Source organism: Adhaeribacter aerolatus (assembly GCF_007991635.1).
In the GTDB taxonomy this organism is placed as follows: Bacteria; Bacteroidota; Bacteroidia; order Cytophagales; family Hymenobacteraceae; genus Adhaeribacter; species Adhaeribacter aerolatus.
Window position 1 is genome coordinate 1 of record NZ_BJYS01000029.1, and the last position, 17,225, is coordinate 17,225.

The window sequence follows — 17,225 nt, forward strand, 5'->3', positions numbered from 1 at the left end:
CAAACCAGTACACAAAGGTAAACCCGCTAAATAGTAATTCTAATAATTAATTTGGTGAAGCACTAGGCAGACTAAAAACAACCTTAATTTAGAACTAATGCTTGGCCAGATTTTCTATGAAATATTCTTTAAGGTAGATAATATTATTTGTTTTGGTAGAAGTTTGCCATTGCGGGAGAATGGTTTGTAGCCGCAGCTATGTTATATTTTAACCCGCTGACCCGAAGCCGCCGATTTGTAAATAGCTTCTACTATTCTTATATCCCGCAGACCTTCTTCGCCGGGAACCAGCAACGGTTTATTTTGCATAATTGCTAGCGCATCATCGTCCATTTGTTTAGCCTGTTGCCAGGGTACTTCGTAAGGGTGGTTTATTTCGCCGAGCGGACTGGTGCCTTTTACGCCGGCGTAAGCTTGGTAAGGCGCGATTTTAATTTCACCTTTCTGGCAATTAATATTCAGGAAGTTTACGTTTTCGGCAAAGCTCGTTTTGATATCGCCGCGTACGCCACCGGGGAATTCCAGCGTTGCTACCGTGGTTTCGTCGAGGCCATTTTTGTAAATCTCCGGCCGGGTAGTAGATGTTTTGGCCGAAATTACTGCTATCGGTTCCATGGCGGCACCCATGCGGGCGCCCTGAATAGCATAAACGCCCATATCGTACAGCACCCCGCCGCCCATGGCCTTATCTTGCTTCCAGTGATTGGTTCGGCCTTCGCGGTAACCGGCGGCACAGCTTACGCTCTGCACATTGCCCAATAGTTTTTTCTGCACAATGCGGCGGTATTCCTGGGTGTTGGGCTCGTGCTGTAGCCGGTAACCTATGGCTAAGGTTTTCTTGTTTTTGCGGCAGGCATCAATCATGGCCTGGCATTCCTGCACCGTTATGGCCATGGGTTTTTCGCACCATACGTGTTTGCCGGCGTTGGCGGCTCTTACCACATATTCGCGGTGCATAGATGGCGGCAGTACCACGTACACCACGTCTATATCGGGGTTATTCGCAATCTGTTCGAAGTTCTGGTAGTTGTAAATATTCTTTTCCGGAATATTGTACTTTTTCTGCCAGGCTTCGGCTTTAGACGGCGTACCGGTTACAATACCCGCTAAGTAGCAGTTCTTGGTTTGCTGCAAAGCCGGAGCCAGCAAATCGGTGCTGTAATAACCCAAACCTATCAAGGCCACACCTAAGCGGGTTTTCTGTGGTAAAGTAGCTGATAAAAGTGTGTGGGGTGAGAAGAGTGCAGCGGCGCTGCCCAAAGCCAGGGTTTTAAGAATATCGCGGCGAGAAGTTATATGCATAGTTGCTGGGTTTAGGTGTTAATAGGGTATTTAATATTTATTTAGCCTTTAAGAAAAATTATTGTATTTACTTTCGAACGAACTCCTGAGCTCAATTTAAATAATTTTGGTTTAGCTCGGCTCTAAAATAATATAAAAAGTCATCAGGAAATATTCTTAATTAATTTCGTCTGTTCTCTTTTTAGGCTAGTTAATCTACGAACCTTCTGGAATAAGTTATAATAATTCGTTGCTTGTCTCCTAATTGTATTACACATTTAGGCACTTACTGTAGAATTAATACCATTGCCGCCTAATATTAGATAAATCAGCTACAATGCCCGTCAATAATTTATTGCTTTTGCCTGATTTAATGAGATATATTTAAAGAAGCTTAGTGCGCCTGATTTCTGGCGCGACTTACTTTTTTCTTCGGCGAGGTAAATATTTTTTGTACCAGGGGCTGTAACAGATACTCTTTAATTTTATCGGCAAAAAGTGCGGCTAGGCTAACCAGGAGCCAGCCAATAATTTTACCCGCCGACCAATCTTTTACTATTTGCCCAATGGCATTGTTGTAAAACGGATGTAGTAGCCGGAAATTTATTGTAGTCGTATGAATTTCTTCATCGTTTATGGCTAAGGGCTGAATTTGTGCTGGGTCGAAGGTAAATAATTCATTATCTTCTGCATCGAGTATACTTTGGGGCGTGGTAGGCGGATAAGTAGCTAACACCCGGCCGCGACGGGCTAACAGCTTAATTTCTGAGTTATTCGAAGGAATATAATCCAGGCCCATGCCGTAAGCCGTGTTGGCGGCTCCGTTTACCGCCCTAATATTTTTCCATTGTTGGGTGCTTTTATTCAGTACCACACTATCGGGAGTGTAGAGTAGCGGTACGGCAATATTTTTGGTTTTTTGCAGCAGGCTAATGCGGTAAGGAATTTCTTTAATTTTCTTTAAAGTTATTTTGCCGGCCGCAGCCCTATCTTGGCGCCAGCCTAAAGTGCCCATGTGTTTCAGGTAAGCGCTATCGGTTATGCCGCCGTACAAATCTTTGGCTACCAGCGTATCTAAATCTGATTTTAAGAAAGTGATAGATTCTTTCAGCAGGATGGTGGTATCTTTTAGCTGGATTAAAGCGCGGTAATCGCCGGTAAGCATTAGCGGCGGGAACTTATTCTTATTAGCAGTAATAATATTAGGGGTTTTATCCTTTTCGGCGCGCGACATAAATAGGTAAAACATGGCAACCAAGGTTAAAGTGGTTACCAGCACCCATCGAAATAGCAGCAGCAGTTTCATAAACCAAAGGATTAAATACCTTACAAACCTTGGTCTGGACAGAACACCTCCGGCTAACTTTGTTCAGATTCCGGATGCTTTGTACACGGTAATGGAAGTTAATAAAAAATGGGCTGAATTGCAATAACGTTCTAAGGGAAGCTTGCTGGTTAAGTTTTTAGGAAGCCAGATAGTTGCCTATGCAGGAGAAGGAACGGACGGTGGTACTTAATTTATTTAGAATGGCTGGTTTGCTACCGGGAAGGAGATAATCGTTTTCTGGCAGCTTCGCTGCGGTTAGTAATACTAGTGCCAGCATTCGGATATTTTTCTCGTAGGGTTAACCAGACATTCAGCGCATCTTCCTGGCGACCGGCAGCCTCTAAAAGCGTGGCATAACAGGCATCGCGCGATAATTCTCTTCCCTGATTAAAATCCGATGCATAAAACAACAGCCTGAAAAGCTGGATTTGCTCATTGGCTGGTACTACTGCTAAAAATTTCCGGAAACGAGAGTCTTCCCAATCGCACGAGAAATAATAAATGCTGTAGAGCTGATTCCGAATTTTATCATCTATGGGCTCATTATTTTTCCGCATATCGTTTACCACCCGAAGAAATTCTGCTTCGTTTTCATCAGAACGGGCATTTAGCAGGGCTGCTATCTGAATGTTCCGTACATACTCCCGCTTTCGGCCAGCAGCAAGAGCTGCCCGAAAGTGCGGTTTAGCTTCAGCCAGTTCTCCTCCATGCCACATCAGCCAGTGGGCCCAATACACATGCGCGTACGGGTTACTGGGGTCTATTTGTAGAGCTTGTTGATATACTGGTTTCGGGTCAGGAGCCGCTGAACTATCGCGGCTTTTCAGGAAGTAAGCCCAACCAATATGTGCCAGTAAATCTGCTTGCCGGGTACCTTTGACATTTGCCACACCCCGGTTTAAAACGAAAATCAATTTATCAACTATGTCAGAAAAGGTTTGCCCTTGTGAAACACGAATACGCTGCAACCATAACAAAGCCAGGTCTTCTTGTGCTTCGCGTAAGCGTCGCCGGTCTTTGCTTAATCGGCTAAATACCTTCGACGTTAAGTTGTTTTCATCTGCTTTTTCTAGTGCTTGTTCCAGGCTAGTCCAGGCGGCCGGGTAGTCTCCTGCATTTTGTTGCATTTTGCCAACCTGGTATAACTCTTCAATCTGCCGCTGCCGCTCCCCGTAGTCAGAGATGAGTAAAGTCGCTTGTCTGATGGCAAAGATGAGCGATAGCAGTGCGGTAATGCCGCCAATCCATTTCAACCAAGGGAATGATGTTTCCTGGCCTTGCTCTTTACCTGTCGAACGGGGAGCCTTATTGGGAATTTTTCTTCTCGCATTCGACATAGTTACTCCTTTTTGTGCATTCCTATTTATTTATGAAAAGGGTTACAGACATTCCTTTCAAAGCTGCCAGAATAGCAATAATTGGCTGGTTAATACTATTAAATATAATGAAAAATATTATAATTAGCCAGCGCCACTACAACCAAAAAAGCAGCCTTTGGGGGCTGCTTTTCGTATATTACGGGAAGGTTATTCTTTAGAAATAAAGTAGTTATATATATTATCAGTTTAATCTTTCAAGCTGCCAATCATATCTTCCGGCCGTACCCATTGGGTAAACTGTTCGTCGGTAAGTAAGCCTAAATCAATGGCGGCCTGGCGCAGGGTAGTACCTTCTTTGTGAGCTTTTTTTGCAATTTTAGCGGCACCATCGTAACCAATGTACGGGTTTAGGGCGGTTACCAGCATCAAAGAGTTTTCTAATTGCCGCTTAATTACATCGTAGTTTGGCTCAATGCCTACGGCACAATGCTTGTCAAAAGAATCGCAGGCATCGCCTAACAAACGAGCACTCATCAGCAGGTTGTAAATCATAACGGGTTTAAATACGTTCAGCTCGAAATGGCCGTTCATGCCACCTACGCTAATGGCTACGTCGTTCCCAATTACTTGGGCGCATACCATGGTCATGGCTTCGGCTTGGGTGGGATTTACTTTGCCCGGCATAATAGAAGAACCCGGCTCGTTTTCCGGAATAATTATTTCGCCAATACCGGAACGCGGGCCGGAAGCTAATAAGCGGATATCGTTCGCAATTTTCATCAGGCTAACCGCCAGTTGTTTTAAAGCACCGGAAGTTTCTACAATAGCATCGTGCGAAGCCAAGGCTTCAAATTTATTTTCGGCGGTGCGCAGCGGCAAACCCGAGAATTCAGCAATTTTTTGAGCTACCAGTTCGGCATAACCTTTGGGTGTATTTAAACCGGTTCCTACCGCCGAGCCACCCAAAGCCAATTCACTTAAATGGTCTAAGGTATTGCGCAGGGCCCGCATGCCGTGGTCGAGTTGCGATACGTAACCCGATAATTCCTGACCCAAGGTAAGGGGCGTAGCATCCATTAAGTGAGTGCGGCCAATTTTTACCACGTTCATGTATTCTTGCGATTTCTGGTGCAGCGTGTCGCGCAGCTTTTGTACCATCGGCAGCGTGTGGTCGGCTACTATTTTATAACCGGCAATGTGCATGGCGGTCGGGAACGTATCGTTCGACGACTGCGATTTATTTACATCATCGTTCGGGTGAATTTGTTTTTTCTCGTCCAGTAAGTTGCCGCCCAGCAATACGTGCGCCCGGTTCGCTACTACTTCGTTTACGTTCATGTTGCTTTGCGTGCCCGAACCGGTTTGCCACACTACCAACGGAAATTCTTCGTCGAGGTCGCCGGCCAATATTTCGTCGCATACACGGGAGATAATATCGGCTTTTTCGCGGGGCAGCACGCCTAACTCCGTATTGGCATATGCGGCCGATTTTTTAAGAATAGCAAATGCCTGAATTACTTCTTTGGGCATTAACTGGCCGCCAATGGTAAAGTTTTCTTTTGAGCGCTGGGTTTGAGCGCCCCAATATTTATCGGCCGGTACATTTACCGGTCCCATTGTATCTTTTTCGATGCGGAAATTACTCATAGTAGTGGATGTTTTATGTTTAAAAACCGGCTGCGAAATTAAGGAATATAATTTATAACTTGTATTACGTAAAATAATTTAGCGGTCTGGCGGCTGTGCCTCCTATTAACTTCCTATAGAGAAAAGGTTAGCTATTGTTTCTCTTTTGAAAGATTACATCTTTCAATGCGCAAGTGCTAATTGTTAGTAACTGTCTAAGTTTGCTCCAGGCCGCGGCGCCCCGTTTGGTCATTCGGGCTGCTCATCTTTCCTTTGCTCGTACCTCGCAATGCTGCGCACCGGAAACCTGAAAGGCCCTCATCGCCCAAACTGATGTCAGATGCCAGTAGCTGCTGTTTTTTCAATCTTAAAAGAACAGCGAAATTAGGGTTAGTTTCTTGCCTATTTATTCAGGACCTGAATTGCCTCCGGCTTTAGCCGGAGGATTACTTGCAGTTAAGAATAAAGCCGTTCCGCCAGAATAAGTGATTGCTGACGAAACGGCTAATAATATTTAAATTCAGAATGTTAAACGTAGTTCAGAATGAGCAGTACTAAACCCACCAGTAATATCAGCACACCCAGGGTATAAAATAAAGAGCCCAGGAACGATCCAAATACGGCCACAATTAAACCGATTAAAATTAAAGCAATGGCATTGCGGTTAGATACCGGTCCGGCAGCGCTTTCGGCCTTTTGGCTTTGGTTGCTGAGCTTTTTGGCTTGCTTTTGTATTTTGTGCAGCATTACTTTTTGGGCCAGCGTTAATTTCTGAGTTGTTTTAACCTCAGCGGTAGCCGAAGTAGCTGCTTTTGAATGGGCTATTTTAGCAAGTGTGGGTTGCGCCTTTTCTGTTAAGGCAACTATTTCGGGTAGTGTCACAGCTTGCTCAGGCGCTGTGCTGGCCGTTAAAACAGTATTTTCGGTTACTGGAGTTTCTGTTGTGGTTGGCGTAATATTTACATCCGCTGACGGTTGTTTTTTAACATAAGCAGGTGATGCTGGGGTAAAAGAGAAATGCTGCTTGTGGCTGGAGCACGAGCTAAAGAACAGCATCGAAGTAAAAATCAGCAGCGCAAATAAAGAGGAAACGTTTGTAAATTTTTTCATAGTGTTCAGACTTGATAAAACAAATTAAATACGGATACCCCACATACGCAAAAAAAGATACCCCGTAGGTTAGATAAATACAATCTTTTGTATCCAGGTTGAAAAAATACTTAAATATTCCGCAAGAAGTAACCCCAACGCCAGGCAAAAGGTACTATATAAGCTGTTTTGGTTTTACCTGAAAGTGGGATGATATGAAAAAGATACAAATCAGAAGTTGGCAAATCAAAGTTTATTTTCTTCTAATATTTTGTTTTTGCATCGGCTGTAACCAGCCGATAAAGCAAGAGAGCGCAAAACCGGAAAATATTGCCGGAGTACCGGAAAATACGCCGGTAACTTTGGTTAGTGAGGCTAGCCAGGATAAGCCGGTTCGATTAAAAATTCCGAATTATCCCCTCCGCAACGAAAAAGATTTAAATATACTCCTGAACCAGATTGGCAGCGCCAAAGTGGTGTTACTGGGCGAAGCTTCGCACGGTACTTCGGAATATTATACCTGGCGGGCCGCCATCTCTAAGCGCCTGATTCAGGAAAAAGGCTTTGACTTTATAGCGGTAGAAGGCGAATGGGCGGATTCATATCGGGTAAATAATTTTATAAAAGGCCCTAAGAAAGACAGTGCGGCTGTAGTGAAGCTACTGGAACAATATAATAGGTGGCCAACCTGGATGTGGGGCAATTACGAAGTCGCCTCTCTGGTACAATGGCTGAATAATTATAATCAGCAAAAATCTGCGGGGGAGAAAGCGGGGTTCTTTGGGCTGGATGTGTATTGCTTGTGGGAGTCGATGACCGAAATGATGCCCTATTTACAGAAGGCTGATGCTGCCACTTTAAAAGCTGCCCGCCAGGCACATAAATGTTTTCAGCCTTATAGCGCCGATGCCCAGGAATACGCCATAGCCGTAGCCAATGCCGAGGCTAATTGCCGGGCCGAAACTAACCGGCTGCTACAGGCCGTCCGGAAAATGGGTGACGGCCAGAAAAACGAAGCCCATTTCGTAGCCGAGCAAAATGCCTTGGTTGCGGTAAACGGCGAACGCTATTATCGCACCATGGCCAGCGGTCAGGAGTCCTGGAATATCCGGGATAACCACATGGCCGAAACGCTAAAAAGATTGCTGGATTTTCATGGGCCTGATGCCAAAGCTATTATTTGGGAGCATAACACCCACGTTGGCGATGCCCGTTACACCGATATGGCCCGCGAAGGCTTGATAAACGTTGGTCAACTGGCCCGGAAAGAGTATGGCGCTGAAAATGTATTTATTGTGGGTTTTGGCTCTTACCAAGGTTCTGTAATTGCAGCTGACCGCTGGGGTGCCCCGCTGGAAAAGATGGAAGTACCGCCGGCTCCGGCCGGAAGCTGGGAAGGTATCTTGCATCAGCTTGGCCCAACCAACAAAATAATATTATCAAAAGCCATCCGCGACGAAAAGAACCTGAAAAAACCGATTGGTCACCGGGCTATTGGCGTGGTGTATGATCCGCGCCGCGAGCAGTACGGCAACTACGTGCCCTCGGTAATGCCGAAGCGCTACGATGCGTTTTTATTTATAGACCAAACCCATGCTTTGCACCCACTGGGTACGCTGGTTAAAGGCAATGAGCCCCCGGATTTGTATCCGTGGGGCACGTAGGGGGCAATAATCATCAGGCTGGAACAGTGGCTGTTCCGGCTTTATTTTTGTACTTCAGTTTAAAGAAAAGCATTAACGCATGGAAAGCCAAGGCGATGGCATTGGTAATAATAATGGGCACATCCGATTTAATGATGCCATACGTGAGCCACATACTCATACCAACCACGTAAAGCAGAAACATTTTCAGCGAAATATTCTCTACTTCTTTCGTTTTCCAGGTTTTAATTAACTGCGGTACGGCCGCCAGAGATGTACAAGCCCCCGCCACTAATCCTAAAATTTGTATCATATCCATAGGGCCTACTATACGCAACTTTAACCCGGAGTTTTTCGAATTTCCCACAATTCTGCATCCGCATAAACCACAATAATTAAATTAAATGTAGCGGTAAACAAGACAGGAATAGTAAGTTTGCGATTATAATATTTCAGATTAAATTTTATGGCTGCATCGCCCATGCAAACCGCAATACCCCAACCGCCCAAATGGCAGATTTACCTGGCATTTGCCGCTATTTATGTTATTTGGGGTTCTACTTACCTGGGTATCCGGTTTACGAACGAATCTATCCCGCCGTTTTTAATGTCGGGTATGCGGTTTGTAATTGCCGGTTCTTGTTTGTATTTGTATGCCCGAATTGTAAATAAAGCCCCCGCTCCTACCTGGCCCAACATAAAAGCAGCAGCCATGGTGGGTTTTCTGCTGATATTAATTGGTAACGGCGGGGTGGCCTACGCCGAGTTAACCATTCCGTCGAGTATTGCGGCCTTACTCATTGCTACCTCTCCGGTTTGGTTTGTGTTACTGGGCTGGCTGTTCTTTGGTAATGCCCGGCCTAATAGCAAAGTAATAAGTGGTTTGGTTTTAGGGTTAGCCGGTATGGTGGTACTAATTGGCCCGGGCCAGTTAACCGGTCATGCCTTAGATATGCTTGGTCTTGGCATAATTGTTTTCAGTACTATTGGCTGGACGGTTGGGTCTTTGTATTCGTCGGTTTCTAAAACACTGGCTCCGCCGCTTATCCATACGGCTTTGCAAATGCTTGCCGGCGGTATTTTCTTGCTTTTAATGGCTACGCTGCGCGGCGAAGTAGCTAACTTTCACGTGGAACAAGTATCGCTGAAGAGTTGGCTGGCTTTTGGCTACCTCATTGTTTTTGGCTCCTTGGTGGGCTTCAATGCTTACAGTTGGCTTATCCGGGTGGTGCCGCCCAGTCAGGCCTCTACTTACGCGTATGTTAATCCGCTGGTAGCCGTAATTTTAGGCTGGCTGTTTGGCGGCGAAGCCATTACCTGGCAGATGCTGCTAGCCGGTGCTTTTATTTTACCCGGCGTTATTCTGATTTTACGAGCTAAAGCCAAGAATCCAAAGCCGGAGGTTGTGCCGGAAGAAGTTACATAATTAAATTAGAGGCAATATTCATTTAAAACTATTGCGTTATTTGAGACTATTGCGGAAGTTTTCTTTTGAAAGATTTCATCTTTCAATGCACAAGTGCTAACTGACTTTAAAGGTCTAAGTAGCCTCATGGCCGGCGGGCCCCGTCAATGGGCTTCGGACTGTCTAATATCCCTTTGCTCGTACCTCGCAATGCTGCGCACCGGAATCTTAGAAGGCCCTCATCCCACAGACTAGCATTAAGTCTTTGTAGCTAAGGTTTAAAGTATTTTAGCGAATTCTAATGGATTATATTTAGTGAATTTAAAATCAATCCTTTGAATTTAGTTTGGGTTAAAGTCTTTTCTAAATTAGTCCTTTCAGAAAAATTAAGGAATTAGTAAAACAAGTATCATTCAGAAAAGCGGTAGCTACGAAGCAAACTACACTAGTTTGGGCGATGAGGGCCTTTCAGGTTTCCGGTGTCGAGGTACGAGGCATTCCGACGAAGGAGGAAAGGAAAGATGAGCAGCCCGAATGACCAAACGGGGCCGCGCGGCCTGGAGCAAACTTAGGCTTTAAAATGAAGTTAGCACCTGCGACTTGAAAGATGAAATCTTTCAAAAGAAAACCAGCTTATCCAAAGAAAACAATCATTCTTACCCTCCTTCTTTCTGCATTTTCTGAAATAACTTACCTCCGGCGGCTACCAGCGCCTGGGCTCGTTTCGCCCCGAAGCGCCCTACCACTTCAAAGTCGAAGCCTTTAATAGCATTGTATGATTTAAAAAAATGCTCAATCTCGGTGAGTAAATGCTTATCTATATCTTTAATATCCTGCAAAGACTGGTGCGTGCGCGAAATACTGGAAACAGCGAGTAACCGGTCGTTCCGGACAGTGTTGCCATGCTCGGTTTGCTCCGCCGCAATAACGCCAATTAACCGGGCCGGTACCAAAACGCCGGGGTAAGCCGGTTCATCCATCAGCAGCAGCACATCCAACGGGTCGCCGTCTTCGCCATGGGTACCCGGTAAAAAGCCAAAATCGAACGGGAAACTGGCTCCGGCAGGCAATACGCCTTTCAGCCGGTATAATTGCAGGTGCTCGTCGTAAGTATATTTATTCCGGCTACCCTTAGGGGTTTCAATTATTACATTGTAAGCTCCACTTTCTGCATCTAGAAAAGGTAAATTTTGTACAACAGTAGCCATATTTCGGTAGCTTAATTTTAATGTTTACAATTTAGCTTCGCCGCCCAAAAGAATATTCCTTATCTCGCAGCCAATTGCCTGGAAATTTACTTTAACGATAACAAATAAAAGTTATGTTACAGCGGCTAGAGAAATGTTTTAATGGGTTGGATAATAACAGAGACAGTTAGTTTATTTTCTGCGGAACGATATAGGTGTGTGGGGCGTACAACCCAGAAACCCTTAACCCTAAATAACATGAACGATCAACAACGCAGAAATACGTGGATTGCCCTGGCTGGAGCCGGTGCTTTCCTGGGTTACCAGGTACTCACCAGTCAACGCAACAGCTATAACTTTAAAGACAAAGTAGTAATAATAACCGGTGGCTCGCGTGGGTTGGGATTGGTGCTGGCCCGGCGTTTTGCCAAAGAAGGTGCGCGCCTGGCCATTTGTGCCCGCGATGCCGAAGAACTGGAAATTGCCCGCCAGGAATTAAGCGGCAGCGGTACCGAGGTGCTGGCGTTGCCGTGCGATGTGCGACACGAAGACGAAGTAAACAACTTTGTACAACAAGTAGAAGCGCACTTTGGCCGCATAGATGTATTGGTAAATAATGCCGGTGTTATTCAGGCGGGGCCGCTGGAAAACCAAACGTTGGCTGATTTCCGTGAAGCCATGGATACGCACTACTGGGGGCCGCTCTATATGACTTTGGCCGTATTACCGGGCATGAAAAAACGGAAGGAAGGACGCATTGTGAATATCGCCTCAATTGGGGGTAAAGTAAGTGTGCCGCATATGATCCCTTACAGCGGCAGCAAATTTGCCTTAGTAGGTTTATCGGAAGGGTTACGGGCCGAGTTGAGCGATTATAATATTCCGGTTACTACCATAAACCCCTGGTTAATGCGGACCGGCAGTGTAGGACATGCAATTGTAAAAGGAAAACACGAAGAAGAATATGCCTGGTTTGCTACCATTGGCGCTTTCCCGCTTATTTCGATGAGTGCCGAAAAGTCGGCGAAGAAGATTGTAAGGGCCTGCCGGCGCGGCGATGCCGAACTAACGCTGAGTGTTTACGGGAAGTTAGCGAAACTGGTACACGGCATCTCACCGGGCTTTATGACTGAATATTTCGCTTTGATGGATAAAATATTGCCTGACCCAGGTAGCACCAACGAGCGGGCCACCGGCGAAGAAAGCAAATCAGACAAAGTGCCCGGTTGGGCTCAGGCCATTCACGATAATGCCGCCGAACGGAATAATGAATAAGAATAGTTTTGCAAGGCACTTAAATATTGTTTTACGTACCGGCCGCTTTAATTAAAAGCCAGTACCAGCATTATTAATAAACCCAACCACGAAAGCCAGAAATAACGCATTATGCGGGGTTTATTTTTTCGTGGCAAGGCCGAAGTAAGCAACAGCATGGTACCAATAACAATAGCGGCATACAGCAGCACAAAGTATACAAAGCTATTCCAGTTCTGTACAATAACAGACTGGCTTTCATCCGGGTTCTTTTCTACCTGGTCGAAGAGCAGGTACGATAAAATTGAGTAAACCAGAACTTCGAAGCCAATAAAATAAATAAAGGCCAATATTTTATCGGATAGGCTGGAAGTTGCTTTCGTCATTTTGTTTTGCGGGCCGGCATATACCCGGTGGCAAATTACAGCTTTCTCGGTATAAATTTATTAACAGCCGAGGTTGGTATTAGTTGTAAAAAAGAGAAGCCTGTTTTTTACAGGCTTCTCTTTTTTGTTTAAAAATTTAGCAGTTATTACAAAACGCCGTTTGCTGTTCCGGCAGGATTGGTGGTTTGCCGTAGTTGCGCATAAGTTGTATGCACATTGGTATGCAATACTTTTAAAATTGACTGATCATAGGTCTTTTCGATTTGTGCCAGCCGGGAAGCTAATGCACTGCTATCGGTAGTCAACTCGGCTTGGGCCGTGTACAAATCTACCAGGCGCTGCTTATTTAATTTTTTGATTTGAATATACTCGTACTCGTTAAAGTTAAGCGATTTTTCCATTGTCCGGGTTTGGGCAGTTGCTTCGGTATCTATGGCTTGTGGTGTTCTGTCAGCCGCCATCGTGCCGAGATTAAACGAAAATACAAGAGCCAAGACTGTAAATATTTTTTTCATGTTTATGCAGTAAGTTTGGGTTTTTTAATTGGTTTACTCAAAAGTAGTATGGCTAACGCAATGGCAAGAGAATATTCGTTAAAGCTAAAGTTTTACAGGTTAAACCGCATACAACACACGCCAGGCTGATTTTAACCCCATTTTGTTGATTTATTTAAAGAGTGGCTAAATACGATTCTGAGGGATTCGTTAGGCTCAGGAAAGGTTGGTAAAAGATATTTTTATTTCATCAAACTGTCTAAAATTTCAAAACTATCAAGCTTGTGGGAAATAAATGCCGGTTTTGCGTATAGCCCAGAAACAACAATTTATTAAAGCTATAGATGCAGGCTATTATTTTCTGCGGCATACAGGCCACCGGTAAAACCACTTTTTACAAAGAAAATTTCCTGCAATCGCACGTGCGCATCAGTCTGGATTTACTGCGTACCCGCCATCGCGAGAATATATTCTTAGAAGCCTGCCTGCAAACCCGCCAACGTTTTGTAGTGGATAATACCAACCCTACTGCCCTAGAAAGAGCAAAATATATTCAACTGGCCCAAGCAGCCGGTTACGAAATTGTCGGGTATTATTTTAAATCGAATGTGCAGGAGGCCGTGGTCCGGAATATGGAAAGAACCGGGAAAGCCCGGGTGCCGGAGGTGGGTATTTTTGGTACCCGTAAACGCCTGGAAGTTCCCTCCTACGCCGAGGGCTTTAATGCTCTGTTTTATGTGCAAGCACTTGGTGCTGGCGCCTTTAATTTAAGAACTTGGGAAGAAAATAATAACTCTGGATCATAAAAAAGCCTGGCGTTTTGTACCACCAGGCTTATATAGGTATGAAAACAGGAAGTTCTTTACCGATATTTACATAAATATATAAGGTATATTATATTATAAAAACTTTATATATATTTTATTTTTAAAATTTAGAAACCACCACCCGACAGGAAGAACCCAAAGTTTGGCTGGAACCCGTTTCGTTGCAACGGAATAGCGTAATACGGTTCTACAATTATGTAACCAAACAAGTTAATCCGCAACGAAGCGCCGGTGCTGTAAACCGGGAAATGCATATTGCGGTTAGCTGTTTTAGCACTCATGCTTACCTCGTCGCCTTTGCTCCAGGCTAAACCACCATCGGCAAAAAATACCAGGTCCGAGAACAAAAAGCCCGATTTAATCAGTGATAACCGCTCTGGTCCGGAAAAAGGCAAACGTACTTCGGCATTGGCTACGGCCAACCGGCTACCTATAACCTGGTTAATGCTTAAGCTATTTTCATCGGGAGTCATATCGCCCCGGAAAGAAGCGTTGTTGTAGCCGCGTACAAAATATTCGTTACCCAAATACAACGGGAACATGCGCTCGGCATCCCCGCCGTAACGGCCGTAGTGCATGGCTCTCAATGCAAACCCAACCGGCCGGGTAAACCAATATTTGCGGTAATCGGCCAAAATGGTGTTATAGTTGATACCGCCGTAAGTACGGCCAATATCGAACCGGAACCGGTGGCCGTTGAGCGGCGAGGTAACGCCGGAAGTAGAATTATCGCCGACAAAAGCAATATTAGTCTGGCCTAAGTTAAAGCCGGGGGCCGATTCTCCCTTTTCCCGGTCTTCCCCGACATACCGGCCCAAGGCATCGTAATACGTGTTGTAAATATCCACGCGGTTGCTGTAGCGGGCAAAACTGGTACTAACCTCGAAACGTTTGGTCTGCGAAAAAGCATAAGAACCAAAAAGAGCTACCTGGTCCTGGAACATCCGCTGCAACACCAATCCGGAGTTTAAAACCTCCATTTGCCCATCGCCTACCTTAATCGTGTCCTGGGCATAAAAAGCGCCGCCGTATACGTACGGAATGTGGCCAATGCTGGCACCCCATTTAAATTTCCTTTTCTGATTCAGATAAGCCACTTGTCCGGCCAAATCATAAATTTCACCGTTGAGCTGCACCGCGCCCATTACCTGGTGGTTGTTCAGGATATCGGTAAACAAGGTTGCAACGCCACCGGCTGCTACTGGGCCCTGACCCCGGTAAGTTGCCGTACCGCCACCAGCCGAACCACCAATGTAAGACAGCTCAAATTTAGGGTCGTAAGCGCGGGTAGTAAACGCCGTAGAATCGGCTAGTTTGTTGCGGGCCTGGGTACGAATATTATTACCCACCAAGTCGTTCACTAATTTATCTGCGGGCGGTAAAGTAGCTGCCGCTAAGTTTACCTGATTAGCAGCTACCGGCTGCCGGGTAAACTGGTTTACATTCGCCCCATATACATTGTACTGCCGGTTGCGCAGCACGTTATAAACCATTTGTCCGGTTTGGGTAGAAACGCTTAACGCCGGTGAGAAAGCGGTAATACCGCTGATACCGGTAAAGTAATTGGTAAGCCGGTAAACTTGCTTTTCAGCCAGGTTATACTCGTATAGGTTGCGCAGACCATCGGCGTTGGACAAGAAATAGATGCGGTCGTTATCCGGGCCGAACTGCGGGTTTAAGTTATCGGCACCCGAAAAAACATCCAAAACATTAACTTGGCGGGTAGCTAAATTCAGGGTAGATAAACGGTAAGCGCTGTAACCGCCCAGGTTAATCCGCTCGGCCCCGCCCCTATCAGAAGCAAAAACTATCTGTCGGCCATCCGCCGACCAGGCCGGCTGCAGGTCCGAATGGGCATCGTTGGTTAAATTTTCTACTTTTTTGGTGTTCAGGTCATACAAATACAAATCACTGCGGCCTTCTACCAAACCCGAGATCAGGATAGAGCGACCATCTGGCGACCAGGCGGCATTGTTAATATATTCTACACCGGGTATTTCTATTTCGCGCACGGTACGGCCCCGCGCTATGTCCAACACCAATAAATTGGTTCGCCCTTTCGAGAAAATAATAGACGCAAACTGCTTGCTGTCCGGCGACCAGGTACCGGCGGCTTCCAAAAAGCTAATTTCATCAATATGTGAGCGCTGGAAATTATTCGAAATGCGCTTGATTATTTTACCGGTTTGGGCATCGGCAATATACAGGTCGGTAGAAATAACATTCCTCTCCGAAATAAAAGCCACGTATTTGCCATCCGGACTTAGCGCTGGCGATACGTTCATTTGGCCGCCGTTCTTTTCCGAAATTAAACGCTTGCCCACTACGGCAGTGGTATCTTTCATGAAGGGCGTATAATAATCAGTTAAGGCATTTTTCCAGGCCCGGGAAATTCCTTTATCATCGGAACCCAACGTTAATAGCATGCCTCTGGTAACTCCGTATTTGCCCGTGGCCCGGAACAACGGGGAGATAATATTATCGCCGTACAAGCCCGCAATGTAAGCCCACAAAGCTTGTCCGTACCGGTACGGGAAGTACAAATGCTGCTTGCGGTACAGGTCATCTACACTTGGAATATCTTTGTTCAGCACGGCATCGCGCATCCAAATAGCCGTATGGGCATCTACCCGGCCAATCGACATGTATTCGGCCAAACCCTCAACCATCCAGAGCGGAATATTATTCAGGTTGTTGGCGCTGGTAGAGTCGTTGTTCAATAGCATATCATACTGGAAGGCGTGTACCAGTTCGTGGCCCAGTACGTGGTCGGTTTGCTGGTTAGAAGCCGTAAGCGGCATAATAACCCGGTTGCGCAAGCCCTCGGTAACCCCACCGGTACCGGTGCCCAGTAAGCCCGAAATAACCGTAGTTTGCTGGAAATCGGCGTGGTGGTTATAAAATATTAAGGGGTTTTGCTGTTTAAACCGGTGCCCTAATATTTTGCTATGCCAGGTATACCAGCGCTCACTGGCCTGACCTAGTTCGTTGGGTACGTTTTTGTTTCTTAAATAATGATAAATTTCGAAGTGCGGCGTTTCTAATACTTCAAAATTTAGTTTTTTGTATTGCGCTTTGTTCCGGCCAAAATATTGCCCGAAGGCCACCGGAGCAGAAACTCCTACGGCCAGCAACACTAAATAAAGCCTGCGCACCACCAGGGTAAAATATCGCTTTTTCATCTTCTTCAATATCTAATTAGTGCCTTAAAATTTACGTTTTTTAGGTGTTTTTGATTCTTTTGGATTTAGGATTTTATAAATAGTTAAATATTCAACCTGGTTTATAATATTAGTTAAATAGACTGAACAGAAGGGTATTATAATCCTTTTCGGCTTTGGAGTTAAGCTGAGTGAATTAGGATTATACATTTAAATAACGCGGTTG

At 45.4% G+C, this 17,225-nt stretch carries 14 protein-coding genes; 4 read left to right on the plus strand and 10 right to left on the minus strand.

All coding sequences use genetic code 11. From position 1 onward, the window contains the following. Positions 1 to 201: 201 nt before the first annotated feature. From AAE02nite_RS18105 to AAE02nite_RS18125, 5 genes are all read right to left on the minus strand, one after another. Positions 202 to 1,302: a Gfo/Idh/MocA family protein gene (locus AAE02nite_RS18105; protein ID WP_146900968.1), complete on the minus strand. Its 1,101-nt coding sequence runs from the start codon at positions 1,300 to 1,302 to the stop codon at positions 202 to 204. A 373-nt stretch (positions 1,303 to 1,675) separates the two neighbouring features. Beyond that, positions 1,676 to 2,587: a hypothetical protein gene (locus AAE02nite_RS18110; RefSeq protein WP_146900972.1), complete on the minus strand. Its 912-nt coding sequence runs from the start codon at positions 2,585 to 2,587 to the stop codon at positions 1,676 to 1,678. A gap of 233 nt (positions 2,588 to 2,820) precedes the next feature. Beyond that, entirely contained in the window at positions 2,821 to 3,945 is a 1,125-nt protein-coding gene (locus AAE02nite_RS18115) for a tetratricopeptide repeat protein (protein ID WP_146900975.1), read from the minus strand. A 228-nt stretch (positions 3,946 to 4,173) separates the two neighbouring features. Beyond that, on the minus strand, positions 4,174 to 5,574 hold the full coding sequence (fumC, locus tag AAE02nite_RS18120) for a class II fumarate hydratase (RefSeq protein ID WP_146900978.1): 1,401 nt from the start codon (positions 5,572 to 5,574) through the stop codon (positions 4,174 to 4,176). Between the two features lie 507 nt (positions 5,575 to 6,081). Beyond that, entirely contained in the window at positions 6,082 to 6,663 is a 582-nt protein-coding gene (locus AAE02nite_RS18125; protein WP_146900981.1) for a hypothetical protein, read from the minus strand. Positions 6,664 to 6,857: 194 nt separating this feature from the next. On the opposite strand from AAE02nite_RS18125, the gene AAE02nite_RS18130 reads away from it, so the two are divergent. Then, the gene (locus AAE02nite_RS18130; RefSeq protein WP_146900985.1) at positions 6,858 to 8,306 is read left to right on the plus strand and encodes an erythromycin esterase family protein; all 1,449 of its coding nucleotides are present in this window, start codon (positions 6,858 to 6,860) and stop codon (positions 8,304 to 8,306) included. 13 nt (positions 8,307 to 8,319) lie between these two features. Here AAE02nite_RS18130 and AAE02nite_RS18135 read toward each other — a convergent pair whose 3' ends face one another. Then, positions 8,320 to 8,598 (minus strand): SemiSWEET transporter, encoded by a 279-nt coding sequence (locus AAE02nite_RS18135; RefSeq protein ID WP_218033520.1) that lies wholly within the window; start codon positions 8,596 to 8,598, stop codon positions 8,320 to 8,322. Positions 8,599 to 8,751: 153 nt separating this feature from the next. On the opposite strand from AAE02nite_RS18135, the gene AAE02nite_RS18140 reads away from it, so the two are divergent. Beyond that, a complete protein-coding gene (locus tag AAE02nite_RS18140) occupies positions 8,752 to 9,711 on the plus strand; it encodes an EamA family transporter (RefSeq protein WP_146900990.1) in 960 nt (319 codons plus the stop codon). 635 nt (positions 9,712 to 10,346) lie between these two features. On the opposite strand, the gene AAE02nite_RS18145 is transcribed toward AAE02nite_RS18140, so the two are convergent. Then, positions 10,347 to 10,898 carry an inorganic diphosphatase gene (locus tag AAE02nite_RS18145; RefSeq protein WP_146900993.1) on the minus strand — a complete coding sequence of 184 codons (552 nt, stop codon included), beginning with the start codon at positions 10,896 to 10,898 and terminating at the stop codon, positions 10,347 to 10,349. A gap of 237 nt (positions 10,899 to 11,135) precedes the next feature. Here AAE02nite_RS18145 and AAE02nite_RS18150 point away from each other — a divergent pair, with 237 nt between their 5' ends. After that, positions 11,136 to 12,152, plus strand: a complete 1,017-nt coding sequence (locus AAE02nite_RS18150; protein ID WP_146900996.1) for an SDR family NAD(P)-dependent oxidoreductase — start codon at positions 11,136 to 11,138, stop codon at positions 12,150 to 12,152. Between the two features lie 47 nt (positions 12,153 to 12,199). On the opposite strand, the gene AAE02nite_RS18155 is transcribed toward AAE02nite_RS18150, so the two are convergent. Together AAE02nite_RS18155 and AAE02nite_RS18160 are read right to left on the minus strand one after the other, a co-directional pair. Next, the gene (locus AAE02nite_RS18155; RefSeq protein ID WP_146900999.1) at positions 12,200 to 12,517 is read right to left on the minus strand and encodes a hypothetical protein; all 318 of its coding nucleotides are present in this window, start codon (positions 12,515 to 12,517) and stop codon (positions 12,200 to 12,202) included. Positions 12,518 to 12,663: 146 nt separating this feature from the next. Further along, on the minus strand, positions 12,664 to 13,032 hold the full coding sequence (locus AAE02nite_RS18160) for a hypothetical protein (protein ID WP_146901003.1): 369 nt from the start codon (positions 13,030 to 13,032) through the stop codon (positions 12,664 to 12,666). Between the two features lie 323 nt (positions 13,033 to 13,355). Here AAE02nite_RS18160 and AAE02nite_RS18165 point away from each other — a divergent pair, with 323 nt between their 5' ends. Beyond that, entirely contained in the window at positions 13,356 to 13,817 is a 462-nt protein-coding gene (locus tag AAE02nite_RS18165) for a bifunctional polynucleotide phosphatase/kinase family protein (protein ID WP_146901006.1), read from the plus strand. Positions 13,818 to 13,945: 128 nt separating this feature from the next. Here AAE02nite_RS18165 and AAE02nite_RS18170 read toward each other — a convergent pair whose 3' ends face one another. Then, complete coding sequence (locus AAE02nite_RS18170) at positions 13,946 to 17,020, minus strand: PD40 domain-containing protein (protein ID WP_146901009.1); 3,075 nt, start codon at positions 17,018 to 17,020, stop codon at positions 13,946 to 13,948. Positions 17,021 to 17,225: the final 205 nt, after the last annotated feature.

Excerpts from the sequence above, each read along its gene's own strand:
- AAE02nite_RS18155 (WP_146900999.1), bottom strand. The coding sequence starts at position 12,517 with ATGACGAAAGCAACTTCCAGCCTATCCGATAAAATATTGGCCTTTATT.
- AAE02nite_RS18115 (WP_146900975.1), bottom strand. The coding sequence starts at position 3,945 with ATGTCGAATGCGAGAAGAAAAATTCCCAATAAGGCTCCCCGTTCGACA.
- AAE02nite_RS18170 (WP_146901009.1), bottom strand. The coding sequence starts at position 17,020 with ATGAAAAAGCGATATTTTACCCTGGTGGTGCGCAGGCTTTATTTAGTG.
- AAE02nite_RS18145 (WP_146900993.1), bottom strand. The coding sequence starts at position 10,898 with ATGGCTACTGTTGTACAAAATTTACCTTTTCTAGATGCAGAAAGTGGA.
- AAE02nite_RS18150 (WP_146900996.1), top strand. The coding sequence starts at position 11,136 with ATGAACGATCAACAACGCAGAAATACGTGGATTGCCCTGGCTGGAGCC.
- AAE02nite_RS18125 (WP_146900981.1), bottom strand. The coding sequence starts at position 6,663 with ATGAAAAAATTTACAAACGTTTCCTCTTTATTTGCGCTGCTGATTTTT.
- AAE02nite_RS18135 (WP_218033520.1), bottom strand. The coding sequence starts at position 8,598 with ATGATACAAATTTTAGGATTAGTGGCGGGGGCTTGTACATCTCTGGCG.
- AAE02nite_RS18105 (WP_146900968.1), bottom strand. The coding sequence starts at position 1,302 with ATGCATATAACTTCTCGCCGCGATATTCTTAAAACCCTGGCTTTGGGC.
- AAE02nite_RS18130 (WP_146900985.1), top strand. The coding sequence starts at position 6,858 with ATGAAAAAGATACAAATCAGAAGTTGGCAAATCAAAGTTTATTTTCTT.
- AAE02nite_RS18110 (WP_146900972.1), bottom strand. The coding sequence starts at position 2,587 with ATGAAACTGCTGCTGCTATTTCGATGGGTGCTGGTAACCACTTTAACC.
- fumC (WP_146900978.1), bottom strand. The coding sequence starts at position 5,574 with ATGAGTAATTTCCGCATCGAAAAAGATACAATGGGACCGGTAAATGTA.
- AAE02nite_RS18160 (WP_146901003.1), bottom strand. The coding sequence starts at position 13,032 with ATGAAAAAAATATTTACAGTCTTGGCTCTTGTATTTTCGTTTAATCTC.
- AAE02nite_RS18165 (WP_146901006.1), top strand. The coding sequence starts at position 13,356 with ATGCAGGCTATTATTTTCTGCGGCATACAGGCCACCGGTAAAACCACT.
- AAE02nite_RS18140 (WP_146900990.1), top strand. The coding sequence starts at position 8,752 with ATGGCTGCATCGCCCATGCAAACCGCAATACCCCAACCGCCCAAATGG.